We start from the raw sequence: 10,224 nt of genomic DNA, 5'->3' as shown, positions 1-10,224 counted from the left end.
AGTGAGTAGTCCGGAGGAAGATAAGCAGAATTAAATTAAAATGGCAAAAACCGATCACCACGCATGGCATAGCGTATCACCTGGAGCAAATTTACCAGAAGTTGTAAATGCAATTATTGAAATTCCTAAAGGATCTAAGGCAAAATATGAAATTGACAAAGAATCTAATTTAATAAAATTAGACCGTGTGTTATTTTCTTCTGTAATGTATCCAGCCAATTATGGCTTTATTCCGCAAACTTATTGCGATGATAAAGATCCGCTGGACATATTGGTACTTTGCTCTGCCGATGTTTACCCGATGTCTATCATCGAAGCGCAGGTTATTGGTGTGATGCATATGATCGATAATGGCGAGCAGGATGATAAGATCATCGCGGTAGCTAAAAACGATATGTCGGTTAATTATATTAATGAGTTGACTGAATTGCCTCCGCATACCATGAAAGAGATCGTTCGTTTTTTCCAGGACTATAAAAGTTTGGAAGGCAAAAACGTTACGATTGAGCACCTGATGGGGCAGCGTTATGCCTATAAGGTGATCAGCGAAGCAATGGACCTTTATAAGGCCACATTCCCAACTAACCAATAATTGAATGGAGCAACCCGACCTTCATATCAGTGGTTTTTACATTTTTGCCACACTGGCTTTGGTTGCGCTCAACGGTTTTTTTGTAGCCGCTGAGTTTGCCATGGTGAGAGTGCGCGGATCGCAGATTGAATTGCAGGCAAAAACCGGTAGCGCTGTTGCTAAAGTGGCTCGTGGCATATTGTATAATTTGGATGGTTACCTGGCTGCAACGCAATTAGGTATTACCATTGCATCGTTAGGTTTAGGTGTTGTTGGCGAGGGTGTGGTAAGCGCTATTATGCTCAATGCGTTTTCGGCTTTGGGTTTGGCCGTTACATCACATGTTGTTATCACCATTAGCCATATCACGGCGTTTACATTGATCACGGTATTTCATATTGTGTTTGGTGAATTGGCACCTAAGTCGTTAGCTATTCAACGGTCGGTACGTACGGTAATGGCAGTTTCGGTGCCATTAAGAGTGTTTTTCGTAATATTTAAACCGGCTATCTGGACACTCAATACCTTCGCCAATTTTATTTTAAAGCTGTTGGGTATACAAACTATACCCGGCGGCGAGGCGCATCATAGCTCGGAAGAGTTACAATACTTGTTAGAGCAGGGTAAGGAAACAGGTGCGCTTGATTCTAACGAGCATGAACTGATCCAGAATGTGTTTGACTTTAATGAGCGTGTGGTGAAAAACATTATGGTGCCCCGTACCAAAATATCGGGTATCGATCTGAATTGTACCAAAGACGAGTTGATAGAAAGCATTATTACCGAAGGCTACTCACGTATGCCTGTTTATGATGATGTAATTGATAAGATTGTTGGTATAGTACATGCTAAAGATATTTTGGCATTACTGGCCCGTAACCAGGATATCGTGTTGAAGGATATCATCCGTAAGCCATACTTTATTCCGGAAACGAAAAAGATCAACGACCTGATGGCGGAATTGCAGCAAAAACGTATTCAGATAGCTATCGTATCTGATGAGTTTGGCGGTACTGCCGGTATGGTTACCCTGGAAGATATTGTTGAAGAACTGGTTGGCGAGATACAGGATGAGTATGATGAGGAAAAGCCCATTGTTGAAAAACTGAACGAACGTGAATTTGTAGTGAATTCGCTTGCGCCGATATACGATGTGAACGAGCATTTACCACATGATTTACCCGAAGATGGTGATTATGATACCGTAGCAGGCTGGTTGGGCCATGTATTTGGTAAGATACCCGAGGTTGGCGAACAAAAGGAAGCCAGTGGTTATAATATCACGGTTCTGAAAAAATCAGATCAGAATATTGAATCTGTTAAACTGGAACTCTTGATCAATGATGACGATGCTGTAGATCTGCATTAACCCCATCGCTACTATGCAGCTTTTTTACACTCCAGATATAACTGATTCGCCGATATACTATTTAAGCGAGGAGGAAAGTAAGCATTGTATTAGGGTACTACGTTTGGAACTGGCAGACCATGTTCAGTTAATAGATGGTCGTGGTGGCTTGTATGAGGCGGAGATAGTTGATGCTCATCCTAAAAAAGTAGCCCTTAAATTATTAACCCGCGAACTGGAATACGCCAAACGTAACCATTATCTGCATATCGCGGTAGCGCCAACCAAAAATATAGAACGCCTGGAATGGTTTTTAGAAAAGGCTACCGAAATCGGCATCGATGAAATAACCCTGATCAACTGCCAGCGATCAGAACGTAAGGAAGCCAAAGCCGAACGTTTGAATAAGATCATCACAGCTGCCATTAAACAATCGCTTAAAGCTTATCATCCCAAACTAAATGACATTACTCCGTTGCAAAAGCTTATCGCTCAACCTTTCGACGGGCAAAAATTTATTGCACATTGCGAACCTGGCGACAAACAGGACCTGAGCAAAACCCTAAAACCGAACAGTCGATACCTTATATTAATTGGCCCCGAAGGAGATTTTACTCCAAAAGAAATTGAAGATGCTTTGCAAAATGGGTTTGAACCAATAACTTTAGGCAATAGCCGTTTAAGAACAGAGACGGCCGCGCTTGAGGCTTGCTTCGAGATCAATTTTTTAAACCGCTAAATGAGAGTATTCACCATTTTATCCGTTTGTTGCCTTTTGCTGTTCAGCAGCTTTACTGAGCCAACCTATAAAATGGCCAAAGTAAAATATAGCGGTGGCGGCGATTGGTATGGCGACCGTACTGCGCTACCCAATCTCATCAAATTTTGCAACGAGAACCTAAAAACCAACTTCCAACAGGAAGAAGAAACGGTTGAACTAGGTAGCGGCGAACTATTCAATTACCCATTCATCTTTTTGACCGGCCATGGCAACGTGATCTTTTCGGATTCCGAAGTGAAAAACCTTCGCAAATATTTAACCGGGGGGGGCTTTTTACATATCGACGATAACTACGGCCTGGATAAATACATCCGCGTACAAATGAAACGGGTTTTCCCCGAATTGGATTTTGTGGAGCTACCCACCAATCACCCCATCTATCATCAAAAATTCGACTTCCCTAACGGTTTACCCAAAATCCACGAACATGAAGGCAAACGTGCGCAGGGTTTCGGACTATTATACAAAGGCAAGCTGGTTTGCTTTTACACCTTTGAATGCGATTTGGGCAATGGCTGGGAAGATTTCGGAACATATCCTAACGACACCCAGGAATCGCGCTTAAAAGCGCTTAAAATGGGCGCTAACCTAATTCAATACGCTTTAACTCAATAGTTATGTTTAAGATAAAGGTAAACGGCAAGTTTGACCACGTGGTTGAGTCCAAATCAAATACTTTAACCCTTAACGGCCATGAGTTTTTGGCAGATACGATCAAGCTTGATGCTCATAATTATCATATCCTGCACGAGCAGAAATCGTACAACGTTGAAGTAGTGAGCTTAGATACCACAGAAAAAACCGCGACCATTAAAGTTAACGGTAATAACTATCAGCTTAAAGCTAAAGACCAGTTTGATGCCCTTTTAGAACAGCTGGGTATGGCCAACCTCAACAACAACAACAAGATAAGCGATATTAAAGCCCCAATGCCCGGCCTGGTGCTAAAAGTATTGGTAGCCGAAGGCGACGAAGTTAAAAAAGGCGATAACCTGTTCGTACTCGAAGCCATGAAAATGGAAAACATCATCAAAGCGCCTGCCGATGCCGTAATAAAAACCATTAAAATTCAACCAACTGATAAGGTTGAAAAAGGCCAATTGCTGATCCTCTTCAAGTAAAAAAGATGGCATTTCGAACGAGCCTGCTTGCCGGCAGGCAGGGTACGAGAGAGGAACTACTCTCTTGAGCGATAGCGAAAATCTTCTGCTCTTGCATGTAGCGCCCGTAATTTGCATAATGTTAACCACGCGCAAAAGATTTCCCCATCACCGCTCCCGCAAGGGTCCCCCTTGTGGTACGGTTGTTAAGTAATACGTCGGTATAACTCGCTCCTATTGCTCCGGCAAGGGGGGATAAAGTAAGAATATTTTCGTCCTTTTCCTCACCGCCATCAATCACAGGCTCAACCCCATCAACGGCTGCTAATGGCATCTCTTCGGTCTCACTTACAACTGCCACTTCTTCTGTTATCTGCTCCTCAAAAGCTTCCTGCTTCAAGCATTCCGCTTCCGGCTGCTCTTCAGCAGCTTTCTGCTTTGAGCTTTTCGCTTTCACCTCAAAAAACCCCAGATGCTTCGCGATCTTATCCAAAGCCGCCATCTTATTATGAAGCTTTATCCGGGTAACCGCTCCCCTAATATAACCATCCGGTTCCGCAATGTTCCTCGTCTCCAAAAAACTAATAGCCGCCATCTCAGTCTCGGTCAGTTCACAGGCCGGTTTCAAATCACCACGCTCATCATAATAATTAGCCATACTGCTAAAAGCGATCTTAGCATATTCCCTCAAGATCATATCATGAGTAATTTCCATCCGGTCACTGCGTTCCTGCATCCTCATCCTCAAATACTCCTGTATTTTCGGGTAATGCAAAAGTTCGCCCTTTCGGGCGGTATTCTCGCTATAACCACTGTTAATAGCGCTGCGGTAAGCATTAAAACTAACCAGGTATTCATCACAAAAGCAAATCTGCTGTTCGCTCAAATTTGGTGTTACACGTATCATAAAATATATAATTAAATTGGTTTAAAAATTTCAGAAAAGAAAAGCCGAAAGGCAAAATAAACGCATCAACACAAAAGAAATATTAAACTGTGTCATTGCGAGCCTTCCTGTCGGCAGACAGGGAACGAAGCAACCGCACGGAGAAAAGCGAATAGAAATGTAACCAGCCAACCAAAAGCGACAGCCCCGCGCGATTCCCCTCTAGAGAGGGGCGGAGGGGTGTGTTTCACCACGCGACTCACCAGATACTTACCAGTATCACATAACAAGCCACAAACATTGCAACCCATCACCAGAACGGCAAATCAGCACAGGTAAAGAACCACCCGTGCCTCACGAAAAAGTTTACCTGCCGACAGGCAGGCTAAAAACTTACGCGATACAAAGATAAGTATTTGATTTTAAACCACATAATAACCAAAATTACCAGAATAATCAAATTGAAAGTATTTAGTTAGACATAATAAAATGTATGCATTTTCATAGCTAAGCAAAGAACATACATTTAAGAAAAACGTTCTACAATTATGGCTGACATATTTAGTAAAGGCAAGAGAAGCGAAATAATGAGTTTAGTGAAAAGTAAAAACACAAAGCCAGAGGTTCAACTAAGAAAAGCATTACACGCATTGGGATTCAGATTTAGTCTGCATAATAAAAATTTGCCCGGTTCTCCCGATATAAAATTGACTCGTTTCAAGACGGTTATCTTTGTTAATGGATGCTTTTGGCATGGCCATGAAGGTTGTAGTCATTATACTGTTCCTCAAAATAACAATGAATATTGGGTTAGTAAAATTAAAGGCAACATTTTAAGAGATAAAAGGAATCGTGAAGCTTTAATTTCTTTAGGCTGGAATATAATTACCGCCTGGACTTGTAATTTAACAAAACGTAATATAGAATCTACTGTAGAAGACATCAGATATAGGTTAATAAATAGCTTAACCTAATAATCTTTTTATTGCTAACACGATAAATTATAATAATTCAAATAAAATTTGTGCAATTCAAAAATTAATCGAAATTTGAATCAATTACTAAAAAAATTAGCGCTAACAAAATTATCATGGAAAAAATAAAATTTATAGATTTATTTTGTGGAATCGGAGGGTTCAGAATTGCAATGGATGAAGCCTGCCGTGAAAATAATATTATCCCTGAATGTGTTTTTTCATCAGATATTGATAAGCATTGTCAAGATAGTTATGAAAATAATTTCGGACACAGACCCGCTGGCGACATAACTAAAATAGACCCTAAAGATATTCCAGATCATGATATTCTGTATGGTGGTTTTCCATGTCAGCCATTTAGTATTATTGGCCAAATGAAAGGCTTCGACGATACAAGAGGAACTTTATTCCATAACATTGCTAATATTATTAAAGAGAAGCAACCTAAAGCCTTTGTACTTGAAAACGTAAAACAATTGGTTGGCCATGATGAAGGTAAAACCCTAAAAGTAATTTTACACACGCTTGAAAAGGAATTGAAATATACCGTACGTGTAGCGGTATTGAATGCATTAGATTTTGGACTGCCACAAAAAAGGGAACGAATTGTAATCGTTGGGCATAAGGATCCTATTTTATTTTCTTATCCTCAACCGATAAGGCCATTTAAGCCACTTGAAGAAATTTTAGAAAAAACTGTAGATAAAAAACACTACGCATCTGATTACATTGCGACTAAAAGAAAGGATAGACATAAATCATCGTATAAACTATCTATTTGGCACGAAAATAAATCCGGTAATATTTGTTCTTATCCATATTCATGCGCTTTAAGAGCTGGAGCATCATATAACTACCTTTTAGTTAATGGTGAAAGAAGATTAACACCTCGTGAAATGTTTAGACTTCAAGGATTTCCAGACTCCTACAAAATTATTAATGTCGATACTCAAGCAAGAAAACAAGCTGGGAATGCAGTTCCTGTTAACATGGTTAAAGCGGTTATTTTGAAACTTCTCCCCTACGTTGCTACATCATTAGATATGAGCCCGGTTTTGAAAGACTATGAATTATGATAATATTTGTCCATGGACAAAAGGTCGCCTAAGTTAAGAACGGTACATAAGAGCCCGCCAGCATATGAATTAAATCGTTTTCCTACAAACTTGCCATTTATAGTTGGTAGAGAAATAGTCTATTTACTGGCGTCAAAAGGAAAACCTAACTTAGTTGGCTCAGAATGGGAAGAAATATTTGCTACAAGTATTGGCGCAGAATGGAGGGATTCAAATGTTGGCTTGGATGATGTTAGATTGGGAAATACTGCCTGGGGTGCGAAAACTGTAAAGTCAACAAATCCATCAAAGCAGAAAAAAGTTCAACTCGTATCTGGTCGGAATTCTATCGTGTATTCATTTGGTGCAAGTATAGATACTTCTGTTGACCCCAATTTACCTGGAGACCAAGTTCTTTCCATTTGGAATGATCGGGTTAGTGCAATTAGAGAAAGATTCGACCATCTAAGAACAATAGTATTAATTAAGTCAAACGACCTTTCTGAAGTTGTTGTGTTTGAATTTGAAACAATAAGGTACGATCAAGAACTTTTTTATTGGGAATGGAACAAAAATTTGAATTTAAAAGGCTTTAGTAAAAAAACAAATGAACATATGTTTACTTGGCAGCCGCACGGATCGCAATTTACAATACACGAAAAAGTTCCATCAAACAGTGTTTTGATTAAAATAAAGAAACCCGAGGGGCTAAATAAAGAGAAAACGTTACAAGCTTTAGGCTTTGATAAAACATGGATAACAGTATCTAAAACCCATAATATTATTTAGTGTCAAGCCTATGACTATTGCAAGGGTTTCCCTTACGCATAAATATACCATTGCTTATACATATTACTTATCAATTCCTTGGAGGGGAGACTTTTGCAATAGTCATAGGTACTAAATAAAATTTCTGCTATTCGTAGGCTGAGTCTTCGAATCTCTATGCACGTAGTTTCCGGCTACCTCCCCCATTGCCAAGTATCCAGCGTTGGAAATGAGTATAGTGCGAACCTAATTACCCTTCATATTCTTACCCGCGTAAGAAAACACCTTCTGCAACAACGGTGTTGTACGGGCCGATAGGTTTTGGCGTATGTTTAATTCTTCTAAGGCTATCTGCACAAATAAACCATAAATAGCTTTTTGGGTAACGTAGTCGTTAATGTCAGGGTTTACCTTTGATATAAAAGGTATTTTGTTATAACGGTTAGCCACATCGCCATAGTAATGTGTCGCGCCCACTTTATCTAAGCTTCTTTGTACCACCGGTCTAAAAGCTTCGGCTAAGGATACCGAAGTTGTGCGTTTAAAGTATTGCGTAGCGGCATCATTGCTTCCTAACAGAATATTGGTCACATCTTGCAAAGTCATTTGCTTTACGGCGTTAATGAAAATGGGTTTGGCTTGTCCGGCGGCATCTTCGGCAGCACGGTTTAAGGATAATATTACGTTATCGCACATCTGGTTCAGGCCTAATGAGCGCAATGTTCTTTCAACCTTTTGCGCTTCCGGCGGAAAAACCAGTTTAATTGCCGCGTTGCCAAAAAAACCGTTCAGGGCAGATAGTTGGTCGGAGCTTTTGGTAGTACCCTGCTCAAGTGCCTGTTTTAATGCAGTGCCTATTTCAAACGCGCTTGGTGTACCTGTGGTACTTGTGGTTTGTTTATTGCCAAGTTGCTGTATGATGTTTTTTAGAAACTGGGCCGATGCAAAATTGTTGGTGCAAATAAGTATAGTTATTGCCAGAATGGTTGAGCGAAATACTTTCATGAAAATGGATTATTATATACCAGTACAAACAGTACCGCCATTAGTTTTAACAAGCCAAAGATATGACTTTGTTAAAGTTTATGTACGATAGCAAACACCAAACCCGCAATTAAAGCAGAGATAGGGATGGTGATGATCCAGGCCCATATCAAATTGATGGTAACACCCCAGCGCACAGCCGAGATACGTTTGGTTAAACCAACGCCAATAATTGATCCCGTAAGGGTATGTGTGGTGGATACAGGGATACCAAAGTGCTCGGTAACAAACAGGGTAACCGCGCCAGCTGTTTCGGCGCTCACGCCTTCCAGCGGTGTTATTTTGGTGATCTTGGTTCCCATGGTTTTAACAATTTTCCAACCGCCGCTCATGGTGCCTAAGGCTATGGCAGAGTAACAGGTTAATGGGATCCACTCGGGCATAGAATCACTTTTATGAAGCACTCCGGCAGATATAAGGGCGACATAAATAATACCCATTACCTTTTGCGCATCGTTACCACCGTGTGCAAAACTCAATGCGCCGGATGATACCAGTTGTAATCGTTTAAACCAGGTTTCGGCTTTGGATGGGCGCGCATTTTTGCAGAGGTGTAAAATGGCTACGTTTATTACATAACCGATAATGCTACCAATAATGGGTGCTAAAAATATAAAGGCCACTACTTTGATGATGGGGTTCGGATCAACCGCGCTAAAGGCGCTAAAGCCTTTAAACATGGCATTGGTCATACCGGCGCCGGCAAAACCACCTATCAGGGTATGTGACGAGCTTGACGGGATACCAAACCACCAGGTGATTAAATTCCAGGTGATGGCGGCAATTAAACCGGCCAGAATAACATGCAGCGTTATAAATTGCTCAAATACTGTTTTAGCAACGGTGTTGGCTACGCTGTGTTCTTTAATAATAAAGTAAGCCAGAAAGTTAAAGGCTGCGGCCCAAAGCACCGCCATTACAGGCGATAGTACTTTGGTGGATACCACGGTAGCGATAGAATTCGCGGCATCGTGAAAACCATTGATAAAATCGAAAATGATCGCCAGGGCGATAACAACAACCAGTAAGGTCATACAGTGCTTATGCGTTTTTAACTAAAATGGTTTCCATAACATTAGCTGCATCCTCGCACATATCGGTGGCGTTTTCCAGCGTAGCTAAAATCTCTTTGTATTTGATCAGCTTGATCGCGTCCTTTTCGTATAGGAAAAGATCCGCAACAGCGCGGTCAAAAACGTAATCAGCCTGGTTTTCAACGCTATTAATGCGGATGCACGAATCGGCAATGTTACGTACGTTTTTCAAGTCCTTTAACTCGCGTACCGCTTTTTCCATATCAATACTGGCTTGTAGTATCAGGTCTGCCAGTTTTTTAATCGGCACTGTAAAATCTTCAATACTGTACAGGTTCATGCGGTTGGCGGCACCTTGTATGTTATCGGCAACATCGTCAATAGCGGTGGCTAAAGAGTGGATATCTTCTCTGTCAAATGGGGTAATAAAGTTTTTGCCTAATTCGATATATATCTGGTGAGTAAGCTCATCGCCAACGTTTTCCAGTTTGTCTATTTGTTTGTATAGCTCTTCGCGGGTAGCCGGGTTGTTTGAGTTTACAGTTTCAACCAAAACAGTTGCTATGGCAACTACGTTATTGGCGGCTTGTTCAAATAACGGGAAAAACACTTTTCTGTCTTTAGGGACAAAATACTGGAATATGCTATTTAAAGACATTG

At 40.8% G+C, this 10,224-nt stretch carries 12 protein-coding genes; 8 read left to right on the top strand and 4 right to left on the bottom strand.

Annotation, left to right across the window (positions count from 1 at the left end; genetic code table 11):
- Positions 1-40 precede the first annotated feature (40 nt).
- Genes ABIN91_RS00840 through ABIN91_RS00820 form a run of 5 tightly spaced genes read left to right on the top strand, consistent with a single transcriptional unit; the run spans position 41 to position 3,821 of the window.
- Positions 41-592, top strand: a complete 552-nt coding sequence (locus ABIN91_RS00840; RefSeq protein ID WP_348047438.1) for an inorganic diphosphatase — start codon at positions 41-43, stop codon at positions 590-592.
- 4 nt (positions 593-596) lie between these two features.
- Positions 597-1,940 (top strand): hemolysin family protein, encoded by a 1,344-nt coding sequence (locus tag ABIN91_RS00835; RefSeq protein ID WP_348047436.1) that lies wholly within the window; start codon positions 597-599, stop codon positions 1,938-1,940.
- Positions 1,941-1,953: 13 nt separating this feature from the next.
- Positions 1,954-2,658, top strand: a complete 705-nt coding sequence (locus ABIN91_RS00830) for a 16S rRNA (uracil(1498)-N(3))-methyltransferase (RefSeq protein WP_348047434.1) — start codon at positions 1,954-1,956, stop codon at positions 2,656-2,658.
- Positions 2,659-3,315 carry a DUF4159 domain-containing protein gene (locus tag ABIN91_RS00825; protein ID WP_348047432.1) on the top strand — a complete coding sequence of 219 codons (657 nt, stop codon included), beginning with the start codon at positions 2,659-2,661 and terminating at the stop codon, positions 3,313-3,315.
- A 2-nt stretch (positions 3,316-3,317) separates the two neighbouring features.
- Positions 3,318-3,821 (top strand): acetyl-CoA carboxylase biotin carboxyl carrier protein subunit, encoded by a 504-nt coding sequence (locus ABIN91_RS00820; RefSeq protein WP_348047430.1) that lies wholly within the window; start codon positions 3,318-3,320, stop codon positions 3,819-3,821.
- A 121-nt stretch (positions 3,822-3,942) separates the two neighbouring features.
- Here the strand turns inward: ABIN91_RS00820 and ABIN91_RS00815 are convergent, their stop codons facing one another.
- Positions 3,943-4,707 carry a terminase small subunit gene (locus tag ABIN91_RS00815; RefSeq protein ID WP_348047428.1) on the bottom strand — a complete coding sequence of 255 codons (765 nt, stop codon included), beginning with the start codon at positions 4,705-4,707 and terminating at the stop codon, positions 3,943-3,945.
- 527 nt (positions 4,708-5,234) lie between these two features.
- Between ABIN91_RS00815 and ABIN91_RS00810 the strand changes: the two genes are divergently transcribed.
- The 3 genes from ABIN91_RS00810 to ABIN91_RS00800 all read left to right on the top strand — a co-directional run bounded on the left by ABIN91_RS00810 (position 5,235) and on the right by ABIN91_RS00800 (position 7,507).
- A complete protein-coding gene (locus ABIN91_RS00810; protein WP_348047426.1) occupies positions 5,235-5,660 on the top strand; it encodes a very short patch repair endonuclease in 426 nt (141 codons plus the stop codon).
- A gap of 116 nt (positions 5,661-5,776) precedes the next feature.
- Positions 5,777-6,739 carry a DNA (cytosine-5-)-methyltransferase gene (gene dcm / locus ABIN91_RS00805; protein ID WP_348047424.1) on the top strand — a complete coding sequence of 321 codons (963 nt, stop codon included), beginning with the start codon at positions 5,777-5,779 and terminating at the stop codon, positions 6,737-6,739.
- A 12-nt stretch (positions 6,740-6,751) separates the two neighbouring features.
- Entirely contained in the window at positions 6,752-7,507 is a 756-nt protein-coding gene (locus tag ABIN91_RS00800; protein WP_348047422.1) for a hypothetical protein, read from the top strand.
- Between the two features lie 225 nt (positions 7,508-7,732).
- Here ABIN91_RS00800 and ABIN91_RS00795 read toward each other — a convergent pair whose 3' ends face one another.
- The 3 genes from ABIN91_RS00795 to ABIN91_RS00785 all read right to left on the bottom strand — a co-directional run bounded on the left by ABIN91_RS00795 (position 7,733) and on the right by ABIN91_RS00785 (position 10,222).
- Positions 7,733-8,491 carry a DUF4197 domain-containing protein gene (locus ABIN91_RS00795; RefSeq protein WP_348047420.1) on the bottom strand — a complete coding sequence of 253 codons (759 nt, stop codon included), beginning with the start codon at positions 8,489-8,491 and terminating at the stop codon, positions 7,733-7,735.
- Positions 8,492-8,562: 71 nt separating this feature from the next.
- On the bottom strand, positions 8,563-9,564 hold the full coding sequence (locus ABIN91_RS00790) for an inorganic phosphate transporter (protein WP_348047418.1): 1,002 nt from the start codon (positions 9,562-9,564) through the stop codon (positions 8,563-8,565).
- 7 nt (positions 9,565-9,571) lie between these two features.
- The gene (locus ABIN91_RS00785) at positions 9,572-10,222 is read right to left on the bottom strand and encodes a DUF47 family protein (protein ID WP_348047416.1); all 651 of its coding nucleotides are present in this window, start codon (positions 10,220-10,222) and stop codon (positions 9,572-9,574) included.
- Positions 10,223-10,224: the final 2 nt, after the last annotated feature.

It is taken from the genome of Mucilaginibacter sp., from assembly GCF_039921305.1.
In the GTDB taxonomy this organism is placed as follows: Bacteria; Bacteroidota; Bacteroidia; order Sphingobacteriales; family Sphingobacteriaceae; genus Mucilaginibacter.
Note: the sequence above shows the minus strand (reverse complement) of the source record. Positions and strands in the feature narration are given on the sequence as shown.

What these genes read in the sequence shown, in the direction of transcription:
- ABIN91_RS00840 (WP_348047438.1), top strand. Translation starts at nt 41, where the DNA reads ATGGCAAAAACCGATCACCACGCATGGCATAGCGTATCACCTGGAGCA.
- ABIN91_RS00835 (WP_348047436.1), top strand. Translation starts at nt 597, where the DNA reads ATGGAGCAACCCGACCTTCATATCAGTGGTTTTTACATTTTTGCCACA.
- ABIN91_RS00830 (WP_348047434.1), top strand. Translation starts at nt 1,954, where the DNA reads ATGCAGCTTTTTTACACTCCAGATATAACTGATTCGCCGATATACTAT.
- ABIN91_RS00825 (WP_348047432.1), top strand. Translation starts at nt 2,659, where the DNA reads ATGAGAGTATTCACCATTTTATCCGTTTGTTGCCTTTTGCTGTTCAGC.
- ABIN91_RS00820 (WP_348047430.1), top strand. Translation starts at nt 3,318, where the DNA reads ATGTTTAAGATAAAGGTAAACGGCAAGTTTGACCACGTGGTTGAGTCC.
- ABIN91_RS00815 (WP_348047428.1), bottom strand. Translation starts at nt 4,707, where the DNA reads ATGATACGTGTAACACCAAATTTGAGCGAACAGCAGATTTGCTTTTGT.
- ABIN91_RS00810 (WP_348047426.1), top strand. Translation starts at nt 5,235, where the DNA reads ATGGCTGACATATTTAGTAAAGGCAAGAGAAGCGAAATAATGAGTTTA.
- dcm (WP_348047424.1), top strand. Translation starts at nt 5,777, where the DNA reads ATGGAAAAAATAAAATTTATAGATTTATTTTGTGGAATCGGAGGGTTC.
- ABIN91_RS00800 (WP_348047422.1), top strand. Translation starts at nt 6,752, where the DNA reads ATGGACAAAAGGTCGCCTAAGTTAAGAACGGTACATAAGAGCCCGCCA.
- ABIN91_RS00795 (WP_348047420.1), bottom strand. Translation starts at nt 8,491, where the DNA reads ATGAAAGTATTTCGCTCAACCATTCTGGCAATAACTATACTTATTTGC.
- ABIN91_RS00790 (WP_348047418.1), bottom strand. Translation starts at nt 9,564, where the DNA reads ATGACCTTACTGGTTGTTGTTATCGCCCTGGCGATCATTTTCGATTTT.
- ABIN91_RS00785 (WP_348047416.1), bottom strand. Translation starts at nt 10,222, where the DNA reads ATGTCTTTAAATAGCATATTCCAGTATTTTGTCCCTAAAGACAGAAAA.